This window comes from Cobetia sp. Ld8 (genome assembly GCF_045066615.1).
Taxonomy (GTDB): domain Bacteria; phylum Pseudomonadota; class Gammaproteobacteria; order Pseudomonadales; family Halomonadaceae; genus Cobetia; species Cobetia amphilecti.
Window position 1 is genome coordinate 1,154,500 of sequence record NZ_JBISHF010000007.1, and the last position, 15,838, is coordinate 1,170,337.

Annotated in this window: 13 protein-coding genes; 10 read left to right on the plus strand and 3 right to left on the minus strand. The window is 62.1% G+C overall.

What is annotated here, in order from left to right:
* Window positions 1-96 precede the first annotated feature (96 nt).
* The gene (glnT, locus tag ACJJV2_RS09655; RefSeq protein ID WP_054555957.1) at window positions 97-1,431 is read right to left on the minus strand and encodes a type III glutamate--ammonia ligase; all 1,335 of its coding nucleotides are present in this window, start codon (window positions 1,429-1,431) and stop codon (window positions 97-99) included.
* A 674-nt stretch (window positions 1,432-2,105) separates the two neighbouring features.
* Between glnT and ACJJV2_RS09660 the strand changes: the two genes are divergently transcribed.
* The 5 genes from ACJJV2_RS09660 to ACJJV2_RS09680 all read left to right on the plus strand — a co-directional run bounded on the left by ACJJV2_RS09660 (window position 2,106) and on the right by ACJJV2_RS09680 (window position 8,051).
* Entirely contained in the window at window positions 2,106-3,251 is a 1,146-nt protein-coding gene (locus tag ACJJV2_RS09660) for an aminomethyltransferase family protein (protein WP_153635589.1), read from the plus strand.
* Between the two features lie 300 nt (window positions 3,252-3,551).
* Window positions 3,552-4,259 carry an XRE family transcriptional regulator gene (locus ACJJV2_RS09665; RefSeq protein ID WP_153635588.1) on the plus strand — a complete coding sequence of 236 codons (708 nt, stop codon included), beginning with the start codon at window positions 3,552-3,554 and terminating at the stop codon, window positions 4,257-4,259.
* A gap of 64 nt (window positions 4,260-4,323) precedes the next feature.
* Window positions 4,324-4,752 (plus strand): GNAT family N-acetyltransferase, encoded by a 429-nt coding sequence (locus ACJJV2_RS09670; protein WP_172978648.1) that lies wholly within the window; start codon window positions 4,324-4,326, stop codon window positions 4,750-4,752.
* A gap of 515 nt (window positions 4,753-5,267) precedes the next feature.
* The gene (locus ACJJV2_RS09675; protein WP_153635586.1) at window positions 5,268-6,743 is read left to right on the plus strand and encodes a sodium:solute symporter; all 1,476 of its coding nucleotides are present in this window, start codon (window positions 5,268-5,270) and stop codon (window positions 6,741-6,743) included.
* Between the two features lie 171 nt (window positions 6,744-6,914).
* On the plus strand, window positions 6,915-8,051 hold the full coding sequence (locus tag ACJJV2_RS09680; protein WP_405280362.1) for a hypothetical protein: 1,137 nt from the start codon (window positions 6,915-6,917) through the stop codon (window positions 8,049-8,051).
* A gap of 22 nt (window positions 8,052-8,073) precedes the next feature.
* Here the strand turns inward: ACJJV2_RS09680 and ACJJV2_RS09685 are convergent, their stop codons facing one another.
* Both ACJJV2_RS09685 and ACJJV2_RS09690 read right to left on the minus strand, forming a co-directional pair.
* Window positions 8,074-9,141: a LacI family DNA-binding transcriptional regulator gene (locus ACJJV2_RS09685; protein WP_405280365.1), complete on the minus strand. Its 1,068-nt coding sequence runs from the start codon at window positions 9,139-9,141 to the stop codon at window positions 8,074-8,076.
* Window positions 9,138-10,124, minus strand: a complete 987-nt coding sequence (locus tag ACJJV2_RS09690; RefSeq protein WP_248378849.1) for a LysR family transcriptional regulator — start codon at window positions 10,122-10,124, stop codon at window positions 9,138-9,140. Before ACJJV2_RS09690 ends, ACJJV2_RS09685 begins: the two co-directional genes overlap by 4 nt.
* Window positions 10,125-10,325: 201 nt before the next feature.
* Here ACJJV2_RS09690 and ACJJV2_RS09695 point away from each other — a divergent pair, with 201 nt between their 5' ends.
* From ACJJV2_RS09695 to ACJJV2_RS09715, 5 genes are all read left to right on the plus strand, one after another.
* The gene (locus tag ACJJV2_RS09695) at window positions 10,326-11,675 is read left to right on the plus strand and encodes an aspartate aminotransferase family protein (protein WP_043332339.1); all 1,350 of its coding nucleotides are present in this window, start codon (window positions 10,326-10,328) and stop codon (window positions 11,673-11,675) included.
* A gap of 101 nt (window positions 11,676-11,776) precedes the next feature.
* Complete coding sequence (locus tag ACJJV2_RS09700) at window positions 11,777-13,267, plus strand: CoA-acylating methylmalonate-semialdehyde dehydrogenase (RefSeq protein WP_043332153.1); 1,491 nt, start codon at window positions 11,777-11,779, stop codon at window positions 13,265-13,267.
* 233 nt (window positions 13,268-13,500) lie between these two features.
* Window positions 13,501-13,812, plus strand: a complete 312-nt coding sequence (locus ACJJV2_RS09705) for a putative quinol monooxygenase (protein ID WP_043332154.1) — start codon at window positions 13,501-13,503, stop codon at window positions 13,810-13,812.
* Between the two features lie 243 nt (window positions 13,813-14,055).
* Window positions 14,056-14,517 carry a LexA family transcriptional regulator gene (locus ACJJV2_RS09710; RefSeq protein WP_043332158.1) on the plus strand — a complete coding sequence of 154 codons (462 nt, stop codon included), beginning with the start codon at window positions 14,056-14,058 and terminating at the stop codon, window positions 14,515-14,517.
* Between the two features lie 8 nt (window positions 14,518-14,525).
* On the plus strand, window positions 14,526-15,800 hold the full coding sequence (locus ACJJV2_RS09715; RefSeq protein WP_153636836.1) for a Y-family DNA polymerase: 1,275 nt from the start codon (window positions 14,526-14,528) through the stop codon (window positions 15,798-15,800).
* Window positions 15,801-15,838: the final 38 nt, after the last annotated feature.

The window sequence follows — 15,838 nt, forward strand, 5'->3', positions numbered from 1 at the left end:
GGAGGCGTCTCCTGCCTGGTGTCTTGAGCGTGGTGGTGACAGTGGCGACCCTCGTCTGGCATGCCCCGCGAGATCCGCGAGCGCCGCCGGATGAGATCAGAAGAATTCGGCGTAGCGCTGGACTTCCCAGGCACTGACCTGTGCGTTGTAATCCAGCCATTCCTCGCGCTTGAGGCGCATGAACTCGGCGCAGATTCCCTCGCCCAGGCTCTCGCGCAGAATGCTGTCCGCCTCGAGCGCATCGATGGCCAGCGAAAGATTCTGCGGCAGCTTCTCGATGCCCTTCTCGGCGCATTCGCTCGGGGTCAGCGAGTAGAGATTGATGTTGTGGGGCGTGCCCGGGTCCAGCTTGCGCGCCACGCCATCCAGCCCCGCCGCGATGATGGCGGCGTGCACGAGATAGGGGTTGCAGCCGGCGTCCGGCAGGCGGAACTCGAGGCGACCGTAGGGCACACGCACCATGGCCGAGCGGTTGTTGTCACCGTAGGCGATGAAGACCGGCGCCCAGGTCGCGCCGCTGGTGCTGCCACCACCGACCAGACGCTTGTAGGAATTGACGGTCGGCGCGGCAAAGGCACACAGCGCCGGGGCATGTGCCAGCAGTCCGCCGAGGAAGTGGTACGCCAGCGGCGACAGGCCCATGCCCTGGGCGTCGGAGTCATCGCCGAACAGGTTGCGGCCGGTGTCATCACATACGGACAGGTGGAAGTGCATGCCATTGCCCGGGCGGTCCGCCAGCGGCTTGGGCATGAAGGAGCACACCATGCCCAGGTCATTGGCGATCTCGCCGGCGGCCATGCGCACGAAGGTGAAGCGGTCTGCCGAGGTCAGTGCATCGCTGTAGGTGTAGTTGATCTCGAACTGGCCGTTGGCGTCCTCGTGATCGATCTGATAAACGTCGAAGTCCACCGCTTGCAGCGATTCGACCAGGCGCTCGAGGAATTCACGCGAACGCGACAGGCCCTTGTAGTCGTAGCAGGGCTTGGCGAGGGTATCGCTCTCGTCCACCGGCAACAGCTCACCCGCTTCCCCCCGGCGGAACAGCGAGAATTCCGGCTCCAGCCCGCTATTGAGCGTCCAGCCCTTCTCCTTCAGGCGCTCCAGCTGCTTGAGCAACACCACGCGGCTGTCGTTGGCGAACGGCTGACCATTGACGTAGCCATCACAGGCCATGCGTGCATAACCCGGCTGCCACGGCACCAACGACAACGAGCTCAGATCACCCCGCGCCATGAAGTCCGGCCCCTCCGGCGACATGCCGAGACCACTGACGGCAAAGCCGGCAAAGCCGGCGCCCTTCTCGACCACATCCATCAGGCAATTGGCCGGCACGGACTTGGTCTTGGCAGCGCCATGAATATCCACGAACTGCGCCAGCAGATAGCGAATGTCGTGATCCTTGATGAACTGTTGCGCGTTTTCGGGTGACATCTGGGTTTCCTCTGAGAGCGGACCGGGTTTCATCTCCCTCGACACTGTCTGCCACCCCGGGAAACCTGACCCCTTGTGGTGACTCGCCACGTCAAGATAGCGGATGAAACGAGTTTTTGTGATTCCTGCTGGTCAACTTTATTTCCCCCAAAGAAAAGCATGCAGCATGCCATTTCGCCAACTGCCGGCCAGAACTTTTCACCAACCTACTGTTTTGCATGGAAATTTATTTTCCAAGTTCATTTCATCCCACAGGAAACGCCAGGTGATCCTGAGTGAATTTCTACCTGTTTCTCGAAATAGGCATCATTTCGGTGCCCAAAGCTCTCTCTTCGCACCAGCATGACGCAAAGCGCTAATATTCACGCCCTGATTCGTGCTGCCAATCGGCGCCTGACTCGCTCAAGTGCTGCCGTGGCCATGGCCTTTGACGGAATTGGCAAGCCCCTTGCTTAACTATGGGGAATGTTTCTTTCCTTCCAAGAATCGACTCTCGTGCGATCAGGCAAGGCAAGCAGCAGGCACAAGCCCCGGTGAAGCGCCTGAAAAGGCGAAAGAACAACAACACCTCCTGCGGCGGATGCGCGTCTTGCGCGACATCATCGCCAGCATCAGCAGGACTACGGCACCCCCCATTTACGCTAGGCAGCACGACTCACAGGAGAAAGGGACGCATGGCGAATTCATGGCGCATCTCGGCACTGGCCGAACAACACCGCAAGCTGGGCGCGGAGCTCGAAGACTGGAATGGCATGGGCACCGCCTGGAATTACGCCGTCTCGGACACGGCCGATGACCACGAGACCATTCGCACCCGCGCCGGTCTGATGGATGTCTCGGGGCTCAAGAAGATCCACTGCAATGGTCCGCACGCTCAGGCCGTGCTGGATTACGTCACCACGCGGGACATGTCCAAGCTGTATCCGGGCAAGTCGGTGTATGCCAGCGTCTTGAATGAGGCCGGCAAGTTCGTCGACGACTGCATCGTCTATTGCCTGGCACCGAACTCCTACCTCGTGGTGCACGGCACGGGTACCGCGAATGAAATGCTGGCCAAGAGTGCCCTGGGGCGCGCCGTCAGCCTGACCTTCGATGACGACATGCACGACATGTCACTGCAGGGGCCGGTCGCGGTGGATTTCCTGGAGCGTCACGTGCCGGGCATCCGTGAGCTGCGTTACTTCCACCATCTGCAGACCCAGCTGTTCGGCTGCCACGTGATGATCTCGCGCACCGGCTACACCGGCGAGCGTGGCTACGAGATCTTCTGCAAGGCCAAGGACGCCCCCTCTCTGTGGGAACAGATCCTCGCGGAGGGTGCCGACATGGGCATCAAGCCGTGCAGCTTCGGTACCCTTGACTGGCTGCGGGTCGAGAGTCACCTGCTGTTCTACCCGGCGGACAATTCCGAAACCTACCCGTACCCCGACCAGCCCGTGGGCGACACCCTGTGGGAACTGGGCCTGGACTTCACCGTCTCGCCGGGCAAGACTGAATTCCGTGGCGCCAGCGAACACTTCGCGCTGCAGGGCAAGGAGCGCGTCAAGGTCTATGGCGTGCTGCTGGATTCGAAAGACGTCGCCCAGATCGGTGACAAGATCTACGCCGACGGCAAGTGTGTCGGTGTCATCACCCAGGGCATGTACTCGCGCCTGAGCGATCGTTCCATGGCGCTGGCACGTCTCGAACCCGGCTATGCCGAGCATGGCACCCCGCTGACCCTCAAGACTGGCACTGACGGCGAGACCAGCCTCTCGGCCATCAGCCATTCCCTACCCTTCGATGACCCGGAAAAGGCCAAGCGACTGGCTCGCGGCTGATCGCACGCCACAGCCGCGAGGCAACAGCTCAAGCCCCGCGGCAACAGTGCGAATCGCGTGATGCTGGATAGCGTGAAACCTGAGAGGCCTCCTCGGCATGGCGTCGAGGAGGCCTCTTGCATCACACGCCATGGAGTCAGGACGAGGACTGGCCACAAACGTGGATGAGGGTTGGCGGTAAACTTGATAATGTCACCCGATATCCGCACGCGGGTGACGCGCAACGACTCCTACAAGGACGCGTATTCTCATCCCGCCTGCCCATCCCTATCGCATTCACCTCCGCCACAGGAGTTATCCATGCCGCGAGAATCCTCCCATTCCTCCGATACCCCTCAACCGACAGCGCCTGACACGAAAGCGCCTTCGCTGGCCGCGGAACCTGCCGCGCAGTCCGAGGTGAAGGAGACCATCACCGCGGCAGCCGACGAGACACGCCTGGGGCTCGAGCAGCACATCGCGCGCGCGCTCAAGCAGCAGCGAGTCTCGCAGGGCTACAAGATTTCCGACGTCTCGCGTATCGCCGGTGTCAGCCAGGGCATGATCAGCAAGGTGGAGAACGCCCAGGTGTCCACCAGCCTCGATACCCTCAACAAGCTGTGCAATGCCTTGAGCCTGCCGATCTCGAAGCTGTTCAGTGATTACGATGTCAACGGGCGTGGTGCCCAGCACATCAAGGCCGGGCAAGGCATGCAGGTGGTGCGCACCGGCACGGAAGTCGGCCATGCCTATCAACTGTTGAGCTACAAACAAGGCCCCAAGAAGCGCTACGAACCCTTCCTGATCACCATGGATGACGCCAGCGAAGTCTTCCCCAACTTCTGTCATGCCGGGCATGAATTCATCTACCTGCTTTCCGGCAACCTCACCTACCGTCATGGTGACAAGTTCTATGACATGGGGCCCGGTGACAGCCTGGCCTTCGATGCCGGTGTGCCGCATGGCCCCGAGAAATTGAACGAGGTGCCGATTCAGCTGCTGTCGATCATTCACTACGACGATGAATGAGCCTCTCTGACGAATGAGACCCTCGAACATCCATCATCATCGTCATGGGGGCTGGACAACATCAATGAAGATTCGCCTTGCCACACCCGAGGATGCCCTAGGAATTTCACGCGTCGCGTCCGCATTGGGCTATCTGCCCCACGACGATGATGCGTTGATCCTGCAGCGACTGGAGCACCTGTTGGCGTCACGCCATGACCGCATCTGGGTGGCGGAACAGGCGGGCGAAGTGATTGGCTGGCTGCACGCCCAGCATGTCTTTCGTGTCGCTTCGGCCGATTTCATAGAGATACTGGGCCTGTCCGTCGCACAGGAGGCGCAACGGCAAGGCGCAGGACGGGCATTGGCCAGGCAGGCCATTGCCTGGGCAACCGACGAGACGCTGACCCTGCGGGTTCGCACCCATGAGGCGCGCGATGTCGCCAGGAAATTCTATGCCGCCTGCGGCTTTACGCTGGCCAAGACACAGTGCGTCTTTCAGATGACCCCGTGATTCTGTACGCCTTCCTGATCGAGCTCGCCCGCCTTCCGGACTGAGTACGCCCCGCTATCATGCACTGCAGGCCGAAGAAAAAATCGCCTGCCATGACAGCGTTGCGAGACGCGACCTGTATAGCTCTTCATTCCTCTGGCAGTCGTATCGCCTGAATGGCGGCAGAGTTGTCGTCGTTTCCGCCAGCTACGGCACCTGTTTTCTGCGCGAAGAGGCATGAGGATGCCGCTTCTTGCATGACTCCCCTCCCCACGAGAATCTTGCCATCGCGCCGGCATGAGACTTTCGTCCGCCGGTGAAATTTGTTTTTGACAGCGCCTTTTTCTCGGCTAGATTGAGTCGATGTAACGGGTTACATTCGAAGACAAGACATGGTTGTCTCGGCCATGTCCGCCACCTTCCCCACTGCGTCATCCCCGACAATCAGAGGGTCGTTTCAGTCCCTGCTACGCCACGTACGCCCTGCTCCATGCATGACCTTCATAGAACAATCAACAATAAACGGAGACTCGACTATGGCTTGGTACTACTCCTATATCATTGGCTATTTCGTGATCATGTTCGCGATCGGCTACTACTACTTCCGCAAGGTGAAGACCTCTGACAGCTATCTGATTGCCGGCTGGAACATGGGCTACTGGAAGATCACCGGCACCACCATCAGCACCTGGTGTGGTGCGGCAGCCTTCATCGGCTGGATGGGTATGGGCTTTTCCAAGGGGCTCTCCGGCTACTTCATGTTTGCCCTGCCCGGTATCATCGCGAGCCTGATGCTGGTCATCTTCTTCAGCCGCCCGCTGCGTCGCAAGAAGCTCTATACCCTGGCGGACCTGTTCGGGCGCCGCTTCGGCCGCAAGGCCAGTCTGTTTCCCTCGTTCTTCTCGGCCTTCGTCTACTCGGTGCCTGCCACCGCGATCCAGATCATCGGCATGAGCACCATCCTCACCGTGGTGCTGGGGCTGGAGTTCAATACCGCCATCTTCGTGTCCTTTGCGCTGATTCTCGGCTTCACCATTCTGGGGGGCCTTGAAGCGGCCATCGTCACCGATGCCCTGCAGAGCATCCTGCTGATCGCCGGCATCATGGTGCTGGGCTTCACTGCCCTGAGTTATGCCGGAGGGCTGGAACATGCCCTGCTCAATACGCCGATCGAGTTCCTCGCCCCGCTGCCCGAGGGCAAGACGATGGAAGTGGTGACCTTCGCGCTGACGGTGGCGCCGTTCTACCTCGTCTGGCAGTGCACCTGGCAACGCATCTTCGCCTCCGAGAGCGAAGATGTGGCCATCAAGGCCGGCGTGTCAGGCTTCTCCATCGTGATGCTGATTTCCTTCTTGCCCTACTGCATCGGCGTACTGGCACGTCAATTCGTGCCGTTGGATACCTCGGCCGATCTCGTCTTCTCCTACGTCACCATGCAGTTGCTGCACCCGGCCATCGGCGGGCTGGTCATCGTCGGCCTGCTGGCCGCCCTGATGACCTCGGCGGATTCCTACATTCTGCAGGGCAGCTCCAACCTGGCGCATGACCTCTATGGCAACTTCATCAATCGTCACGCCAACGAGAAGCAGAAGATGGCCTCGGCACGTCTGAGTGTCGTCATCATCAGCGTGCTGGGGCTGGGCGTCACCTTCCTGATGACCGACATCATCTCGGCCTACCAGTGGGCGCTGCGCATCTCGGCCACCACGCTGATCTTCCCGTTCTTCGCGGTGATGTTCTGGAAGCATGCGACGTCCCGTGGCTGCATCAGCAGCATGGCGAGCGCACTGAGTGTCACCGCCCTCTGGCCACTGCTGTCGACTGGCATCGACCCCGCCTATCCGGGCTTCCTGACCTCGCTGGTCGTGCTGGTGGTCGTCAGCAAGCTGACCCGCCATAGTCCCAGCGAGGATGTCGCGGCCTATTACTGGGATGGTGCCGAGTCACACGCCGCAAGCGCTCTCCCGGACGCCGCCAAGCCGGATATCGCGCTTGCCTCGAAGGCCGTCTGAGCGACACCGGATCACCAGGACCATAAAGACAGGAAGTGGCTCGGGGCTTGTCGTTGCCACGAGCCATTTCACCGCCCCCTGGTGCCTGGCGTGCCGCTTGCTTGTGATCTCTTCCCCCGCTGACTGATCAGCAGAGTTCTCTGGCACGTCGTCATGACAAGGATGACTCACATGACCCGAGCAGTACCGACTTCCCACAGCGCCGCCATGCCAGCCGCCCATCGTGTCCATAATCCCTACGCCTCGCTGAGCGAGTCAGGGCCTCAGCCCGGCACGCGCTGGCTCAAGGGCAATATCCATGTGCATACCCGCGAAGCGCTCGATGAGAGCATTTCGATGGACCGGATTCATGGCGAGGATCATGACGAAGTGATCCGGCGCTCACAGGCCGCTCCCTTCCACTTCGATTTCGTGTGCACCTCGGTTCACCCCTACCTCAACAATATCGAGCTGTTCTCACGTGGTGAGCAGCGTGATGACTTCGTGGTGATTCCGGGGCGCGAGATCCAGAACGACACCATCGACGATGGCGGCTATCTCGACGGCTATTTCGCCGGCGAGCATTCGAAATATCTGCATGTGCTGAGCATGGGCAAGGTCGGCGGCCTGTCGATCTGCGCCCATCCCAACTTCTTCGAGACCACCCGCCCACGCGAAGGCGGCGAATGGACACAGATCAAGAAGACGCTCCTCAACCCGTGTGCGCGCCTCGCGGAGATGAACATCATGGGCATGGAGGTCTACAACGGCCTTTCCATCCTGGAGGAACACATGGGGGCCAGGCCCTACGCGCCGCACATGGCAGAGCCCTGCTGGGATGATCTTCTGTGTGAGGGAGTGCGCTGTGCCGGCTTTGCCGGCAACGACGAGTTCTATCGCGAGCAATATGTCTACGAGAATTACGCGCCACTGGGCTTCATCATGGTGGCCGCGGCGCTCAATGAGGCCGATATCCTGCGCAACGTGAAGCGCAACCGCTTCTATGCCAGCACCGGGGTGATGCTGGCCGATACGCCACTGGCAATGTCTGAACAGCAGGGACGCTACACCTTGCGCGTCAGCGCACAGGACAAGGTGAAGTGGAAGGCGATCGTGCAGCGAGGCGTGGACCCCACAGGCCCGGGCGAGCCAGACGCGCCGCAGCTGATCGAGATCACGGCCCCCACCGCTGCTGCAGAGTGGGAGCTGGAGCTGGGCGGCGACTGGAAGTACGTGCGCTTTCAGGCCGAGTCACTGGACAACTCCCTGCACCGCGCCTGGTTGCAGCCGATCTATGGTCCGGGCTGGGTCGACTACAAGACGCTGTGAGTCAGGCCCCGTGAACAGGTGCTCAGCCCTGGCTGGGCGCCGGGCCTGCACTGCCACGAATCGCAAGCGACGCGTCCAGCAGGCGTGACGTCAAGGGCGCGTCGTCCTCGAGATGGCGGATCAACGCCTGGGCGATCACTTCGCCCATCTCCTCCACCGGCAGGTCTACCGTCGTCAGCGGTGGATTGAGGAACTCCGCCATTTCCAGGTCATCGAATCCCACCACCGAGACCTGTTGCGGCACACGGATTCCCCGCCGCTGCAGCGCCAGCATGGCACCGCTGGCCAGCACGTCATTGAGACACATCACGGCGGTGATGCCATCCCGCAGGCCGCCTTGCCCTTTGCCATCGAGCGCGCCCCCGGGCTCACAAGAAAGCTCGCCTATCGCGGCACTCGCCCCGGCGGTGGTGACATCGACGAACTGATCATGCTCGCGATCGGCGCCGGCACTCTCCAGCGCCTGCAGCGCGGCAACGGCGCCGTCGTAGCGCAGGCGTGCACGGTCGTTGTGCGCCAGCGGCTCGGAGAGGATGACGATACGCTGATGACCCAAGGACATCAGATACTCCGCCAGTGCCTTGGCCAGGCCGTAGTTGTCATAGCCCACCGTGATCAACGGCGAGTCCGGCAGGTAGATGCTGTTGAAGACCACCGGCACCGAGAAGCGTGACAGGTAGTCCAGTGTCTCCGCGGCATGACTGCCACCGGGCAGAATCACGGCGTCCACCCCCATGTTGACCAGCTCGCGCACCTTGTCGAACTCCGTCACCCGCCCCTTCTGGGTGGTCGTCACCAGCAGGCTGTAGTGCGCCCGCGCCAGCGCGCCCTCCAATGTATCGATGAACTTGGCGTAGATCGGGTTCTCGAAGGTCGGGATCACGATTCCCAAGGTGCGCGACTGATGCTGAGACAGCACACGCGCGGCATTGTTGGGCAGAAAATCGAGCGCGTCGGCCGCCGCCAGCACCTTGTCGGCGGTTTTCTTCACCACCTTTTCGGGATTGTTGAGCACCCGCGAGACCGTCGCGACCGACACCCCCGCCAGCTGGGCGACTTCCCTGACCCCGGCACGCCTGGGCTTGTTCATGGCTTGCTCTCCCTCGCCAGCTGCGTTCTTCGGGCCGGTTTCGCCTGGCGCAGGGCATCCAGCTCCGTCAGATAACGCTCCAGCACCAGATTGGGTGGGCGGCTCTTGCGCGTGATGGCGCTGTAATAGGTGACATAGGAATTGGCCACCGGGCTGAGCGCCTGCATCTGGCCATCGCGCACCCAGCGCTCGGCATAGTGGGTGGGCAGATAACCGAGATAGCGCCCGGAAAGCACCAGGAAGGCGATGCCCTCGCGGTCAGTCGCGGAAGCGGCGGCTTTGAGCGGCTCATGCAGCGCCTTGATCGCAGGCGTCTGGGCATAGGCCGGCAACACCGCATCATGCTGGCGAATCTCTTCCTCGCCCACCGGTCGCCCGCGCGCGAGGGTGTCGCCCGCCCGGGGTTCGCGAAACAGCACATGGCCCCGCGCGCAGTAAAGGCAGGAGGTTTCCTCGTAGAGCGAGCGATACTCGAGCCCCGGCAGCGTCTTGAGCGTCGGGATCACCCCGGTATGCAGGCGGCCATCCAGCACGGCGCGCTCGATCTCGTTGGGAGGAATCATGCGGATGTTGATCATCACCTCCGGGCCGTGGCCCTTCAGCGCACTCAGCGCATCCGTGATGTGCATCTCGGGCATGGTGACCAGATTGTCGGTGATGCCGATGTTCAGCTCGCCCTTGAGCCAGGCATGCAGACCATTGATGCGTGTGCGAAATCCCTCTGCCGCCGCCAGCATCTGCATCGCGGCCTCGTGGACTTCCCGTCCCTCATTGGTGAGGGCAAACCCGCTGCGCCCGCGCTGACAGAGCTTGAGGCCCAGCCGCGTCTCCAGGTCACTCATCGCCATGCTGATGGCGGAGCGACTGATGTTGAGCTCGATCTCGGCCGCCGAGAAGCCACCACACTCCACTACCTTGCGAAAGATACGCAGCAGACGCAGGTCGGTATCGCCGAGCTGCCCCCGCATGACTTCGCCTCGCATAGGCCCGCGCCTCCTGTTGTTGAACGGTTCCGCGCCACACGGCGCCTGACTGCGCCGAGATGGCGTAGCGAACGCCAGCGGAAAGTTAAGTAAATGCTTTCCTGAAGATAAAGACAATGGCATTTATCTTACCAAAAGGACTTCCTAATCTAGTTGGACAGGAGCCGAGAACCAACAACAACACACTCTGTGGGAGACATCATGACCGCCTTCGATACATCCCCTTCCGCCCAGGCAGGCTTGAGCCAGGAGCAGCTCGATGCCTACTGGATGCCCTACACGGCCAACCGCCAGTTCAAGCAGGACCCGCGCATCATCACCAAGGCGCAGGGAGCCTACTTCACGGACTCCCAGGGCCGTCAGATCTTCGATGGCCTGTCGGGTCTCTGGACTTGCGGTGCCGGCCATTGCCGCCCGGAAATCGCCGAGGCGGTCAGCGCGCAGCTGCGTGAGCTGGATTACGCACCCGCCTTCCAGTACGGCCACCCCAAGGCCTTCGAGCTGGCGCATCGCATCAAGACGCTGATGCCCGAGGGGCTGGATCACGTCTTCTTCACCGGCTCCGGCTCCGAGAGTGCCGACACCTCGCTGAAGATCGCGCGTGCCTACTGGCGCAAGAAAGGCAAGCCGACCAAGACCAAGCTGATCGGACGCAGCAAGGGCTACCACGGCGTCAACTTCGGGGGCTTCAGCGTCGGCGGCATCGGGGCCAACCGCTCGCTCTACGGTCAGGGGGTCGATGCCGATCACCTGCCGCATACCCTGCTCAAGGAAAATGTCTTCACGCCCGGCATGCCCAGGACCGGTGCCGAGCGCGCCGATGAGCTGCTGGAGCTGATCGCGCTGCATGATGCCTCCAACATCGCCGCCGTCATCGTCGAGCCGATGGCAGGCTCCGCCGGCGTGCTGCCACCGCCAGTGGGCTATCTCAAGCGCCTGCGCGAGATATGCGACCAGCACGACATCCTGTTGATCTTCGATGAGGTCATCACCGGCTTCGGACGCATGGGCGCCATGAGCGGCGCCGAGGAATTCGGGGTCACGCCGGACATCCTCAACGTCGCCAAGCAGATCACCAATGGCGCGGTGCCGATGGGCGCCGTGGTCGTCAAGGGCGACATCTACCAGACCTTCATGGACAACGGCGGCCCCGACTACATGATGGAGATTCCCCACGGCTACACCTACTCCGGTCACCCGGTGGCGTGTGCCGCGGCGCTGGCAGCCCTCGACGTGCTCGAGAACGACCAGCTCATCTCCCGCGTCCGCGAGCTGAGTCCGGTATTCGAGAAGAAGCTGCACGAGCTCAAGGGCACGCGCTACATCAGCGACATCCGCAACTACGGTCTGGCCGGTGCCCTGCAGGTCGAGGCCTATCCCGGCGAGCCGGCGCGGCGCCCGTATGAGATTGCCATGCACTGCTGGAAGGCCGGTTTCTATGTGCGTTACGGCGGCGACACCATCCAGCTGGGCCTGCCGTTCATCACCGAACACGACGAGCTGGACCGCCTGATCAATGCCCTCGGCGATGCCTTCGCCGCCCAGGACTGACGGTCGACGCTCAAGGCTGACCATCAACATTCAGAACTGACGATCAACACCACTTCATTCATCGTCATTCATTTCACAAGTCATCTCAGGGAGCCCACCCAATGAAGACACTCGGACACCTCATCAACGGCAACATCGATCACAGCGAAGGCCGTACCCAGGACATCTTCAATCCCTCCACCGGCGAAGTCGGCGGTCAGGTGCGTCTGGCCAGCAAGGCGACGGTCGAGGAAGCCATCGCGGCCGCCGAGGCCGCCTTCCCGGAATGGCGCAACACGCCGCCGATCAAGCGCGCCCGAGTGATGTTCCGCTTCAAGCAGCTGCTGGAAGAACACGCCGACGAGATCGCCCGCCTGATCGGTCAGGAGCACGGCAAGATCTGTCACGATGCGCTGGGCGAATTGCAGCGCGGCATCGAGAATGTCGAATATGCCTGCAGCGCCCCGGAACTGCTCAAGGGCGAGCACAGCCGCAATACCGGCCCGGGCATCGATTCCTGGAGCGAATTCCAGCCGCTGGGCGTGGTTGCCGGCATCACGCCGTTCAACTTCCCGGCCATGGTACCGCTGTGGATGTACCCGATGGCGATCGCCTGCGGCAACACCTTCGTCCTCAAGCCCTCCGAGCGCGACCCGACTTCCACGCTGTTCATCGCCGAGCTGCTGATGGAGGCCGGGCTGCCGGCCGGCGTCATGAATGTCGTCAATGGCGACAAAGAGGCCGTCGATACGCTGCTGGACGACCCGCGCATTCAGGCGGTCAGCTTCGTCGGCTCCACCCCGATCGCTGAATACATCTACAGCCGCGCCGCGGCCAACGGCAAGCGCTGCCAGGCCCTCGGTGGCGCCAAGAACCACGCCATCGTGATGCCGGACGCCGACATGGAATACGTGGCCAACTCACTGAATGGCGCCGCCTTCGGCTCCTCCGGTGAGCGCTGCATGGCACTGTCCGTCGCAGTGGCCGTGGGCGATGACGCCGCCGACAAGCTGATCGCGCAGATGAAGCAGCAGATGGAAGGCCTCAAGGTCGGCATCTACAGCGACAAGGGCAATGATTTCGGCCCGCTGATCACCGCGGCCCATCGTGACAAGGTGGTCGGCTACATCGACAGCGCCGAGCAGCAAGGCGCGACGGTGGTGGTCGATGGCCGCAATCCGCAGGTCGAAGGCGGCGAGAACGGCTTCTTCGTCGGCGGCACCCTGATCGATGGCGTCACCCCGGAGATGACCTGCTACCAGGAAGAGATCTTCGGCCCGGTGCTGCTGGTCGTGCGCGCCGATTCGATGGAAGCCGCCATGCAGCTGATCAATGATCACGAATACGGCAATGGCACCTGCATCTACACCCGTGATGGCGAAGCCGCCCGCTACTTCAGTGATCACATCCAGGTCGGCATGGTCGGCATCAACGTGCCGCTGCCGGTACCGGTCGCCTATCACAGCTTCGGGGGCTGGAAGCGCTCGCTGTTCGGCGATCTGTCCGCCTACGGCCCGGACGCGGTGCGCTTCTACACTCGCCGCAAGACCATCACCCAGCGCTGGCCTTCCGCCGGTCTGCGTGAAGGCGCCCAGTTCGCCTTCCCGTCCTGATCCATCGCCTTCGCTTTCTGATCCGCGGATCATCATCTGATAACAACTGCGCCTGATAACAACTGCGCCGGACAGCCCTGCTGTCCGGCGCTTTCGTGTGCTCATCATGCAGGGTCATGCCGGCAGTCAGCCCCTGCCCCTTGCAGTGGCCAGAAACGGCTCCACATAGTCAGGACATCTCATCACGAGAATCCCGACCACACCGGCGGTCAGCACCGTCACAAGGAGCCAAGATGATCTGGGTAATCGCCACCGTTACCGCCAAGGAAGGCCATGTTCAGGATGTCTTCAATGAACTCTGCGCCGTCGCGCCCACCGTGCGCGAGGAAGATGGCTGCCACGCCTACCACCCGTGCCTGGACTCCGAACGCGCCGCCGACAAGGACAACGACCCACGCCCCGATACCATCACCGTGGTGGAAGCCTGGGAATCCCACGATGCGCTGCAGGCCCACCGTGAGACCGAACACATGCAGCGCTTCCGCGACAACGCCGGTGACTGGATCGCCGATGGCGATATCCGCATCCTGAGCCCGGCGGGCTGATAGTCAGAACAGCATTGGGGAAGACCCAAAAAAGCCCGGCCTCCAGGAGGCCGGGCTTTTTCGTGAGATACCGCTGAGCAATATCCGCTAGCAGCTTTACCTGCCGTCCACCATTGAACACAGGTACACCTCATCTGATCTGCGTCTCGTGAATGTGCAGCACTCGCAGGGATTATCGGTTGCCTGAGGGCTTCTCAGCGCTGATACTGTATATGAATACAGTATCGAAAGGAGACCCCACCCATGACCGTATCTGCCGCTCAACCGTCCCACGCCTCGCTGGCTCGCCCTCATCCAGCGCCGGAGCCCTGTGCACTGCCACACCCCCACATCACGGGGCGCGCTGGCATTTCCGGCTTCCCCTCGCCGGCCGAGGATTACGCGGGACGCACGCTGGACCTCAACGAGCGGCTGATCAAGCGCCCGGCAGCGACCTTCTTCATGACGGTGGCAGGTGACAGCATGGAAGGCTTCGGCATCTATGAGGGCGACACCCTGGTGGTAGACCGCTCCATCGATGCCCGCCCCGGGCATATCGTGGTGGCACTGGTCGAGGGTGAGGTGGTGGTCAAGCGTTATGAACTGATCGGTCAGCGCCCCTACCTGAGTTCCGGCAATGCCCTGTATCCGCCGGTCGCGATCTTCGACCTCGAATGCCAGGTCTGGGGGGTGGTGCGCTCCGTCATCCACGAATACGCGGTATGAATACGCCGATGATCGGACTGGTCGACTGCAACAACTTCTACGCCAGCTGCGAGCGGGTGTTCGACCCGCGCCTGGAGGGCCGCCCTGTCGGCGTGATGTCCAACAATGACGGCTGCGTGATCGCGCGCTCCAACGAGCTCAAGGCGCTGGGCGTGGAGATGGGCACCCCCGCCTTCCAGCTACAGCCACTCGTCCGTGAGGGGCGCATCCACCTGCTTTCCTCCAACTATGAGCTGTATGGCGACATGTCGGCGCGCGTGCGTGAGGTGCTGGAGGAATATTCCGCCGGGGTCGAGCCCTACTCCATCGATGAGATGTTCGTGCGTTTCGATGGCTTTGATCGCAACTCGATGCTGACATTGAGCCGCACTCTGCACCGCAATGTCCGCAAGTTCACCGGCATTCCCGTGTGTGTCGGGGTCGCACCAACTCGAACGCTGGCCAAGTTGGCCAATCGCGCTGCCAAGAAGCGTCCGGAATTCGGCGGTGTCTGCGTGCTGGAACCCGATGAAGTCGGCACCCAGCGCCTGCTGGCCGATACGCCACTGGGCGATGTCTGGGGCGTGGGCCGACGACTGGTCGAACGCCTGGCACTGCAAGGCCTGCACACTGCCTGGGACCTGCGCTGCGCCGACCCGCGCGCCATCGGCCAGCGGTATTCCGTGGTACTGGAACGCACCGCGCGCGAACTGCAAGGCACGCCCTGCTTCGAGATGAATGATGCCGATGACGCTCGCCAGCGCATCATGACCTCGCGCTCCTTCGGGCGCATGACCGGTGACTTGAATGAACTCAGGGACGCCATCCGCCAACATGCCCAGCGCGGCGCCGAGAAGCTGCGCCATCAAGGCAGCCTGACACGCGCCGTGCTGGTCTTCCTCAAGAGCAATCGCCACCGACCCGACCTGCCGCAATACTCACCCAGCACCATCGTCGAGCTGCCCGCCCCCACCAATGACAGCCGCGAGATACTCGCCGCCGCGCAACAGGCGCTGGAGCATATCTACCTGCGCGGTTATCGCTTCATGAAGGCTGGCGTGATGCTGCTCGACCTCATCGACCAGCCACGCGAGCAACTCTCGTTGCTCGACGACGAAGCGGATATCGCCAGGCGTGAACGCAGTCAGCAGCTGATGGCGACACTGGACGCCATGAATCAGAAGATGGGCCGCGGCACCGTGCGTCTGGGCGTCGCACGCCCCGACGCCGCCTGGCAACTGCGCTGCGCCCACCGCAGCGCCCGCTACACCACCAACTGGCAGGAATTGAAGCGGTTGCGTTAGTGGACTTGGCCGAAAGCTCTGAGCGCAATTCCGAGTGC

Bases quoted from the DNA above. Each gene is read 5' to 3' on its own strand.
- ACJJV2_RS09665 (WP_153635588.1), top strand. From the start codon at position 3,552: ATGCCGCGAGAATCCTCCCATTCCTCCGATACCCCTCAACCGACAGCG.
- ACJJV2_RS09715 (WP_153636836.1), top strand. From the start codon at position 14,526: ATGATCGGACTGGTCGACTGCAACAACTTCTACGCCAGCTGCGAGCGG.
- ACJJV2_RS09690 (WP_248378849.1), bottom strand. From the start codon at position 10,124: ATGCGAGGCGAAGTCATGCGGGGGCAGCTCGGCGATACCGACCTGCGT.
- ACJJV2_RS09685 (WP_405280365.1), bottom strand. From the start codon at position 9,141: ATGAACAAGCCCAGGCGTGCCGGGGTCAGGGAAGTCGCCCAGCTGGCG.
- ACJJV2_RS09710 (WP_043332158.1), top strand. From the start codon at position 14,056: ATGACCGTATCTGCCGCTCAACCGTCCCACGCCTCGCTGGCTCGCCCT.
- ACJJV2_RS09695 (WP_043332339.1), top strand. From the start codon at position 10,326: ATGACCGCCTTCGATACATCCCCTTCCGCCCAGGCAGGCTTGAGCCAG.
- ACJJV2_RS09675 (WP_153635586.1), top strand. From the start codon at position 5,268: ATGGCTTGGTACTACTCCTATATCATTGGCTATTTCGTGATCATGTTC.
- ACJJV2_RS09670 (WP_172978648.1), top strand. From the start codon at position 4,324: ATGAAGATTCGCCTTGCCACACCCGAGGATGCCCTAGGAATTTCACGC.
- ACJJV2_RS09700 (WP_043332153.1), top strand. From the start codon at position 11,777: ATGAAGACACTCGGACACCTCATCAACGGCAACATCGATCACAGCGAA.
- glnT (WP_054555957.1), bottom strand. From the start codon at position 1,431: ATGTCACCCGAAAACGCGCAACAGTTCATCAAGGATCACGACATTCGC.
- ACJJV2_RS09660 (WP_153635589.1), top strand. From the start codon at position 2,106: ATGGCGAATTCATGGCGCATCTCGGCACTGGCCGAACAACACCGCAAG.
- ACJJV2_RS09705 (WP_043332154.1), top strand. From the start codon at position 13,501: ATGATCTGGGTAATCGCCACCGTTACCGCCAAGGAAGGCCATGTTCAG.
- ACJJV2_RS09680 (WP_405280362.1), top strand. From the start codon at position 6,915: ATGACCCGAGCAGTACCGACTTCCCACAGCGCCGCCATGCCAGCCGCC.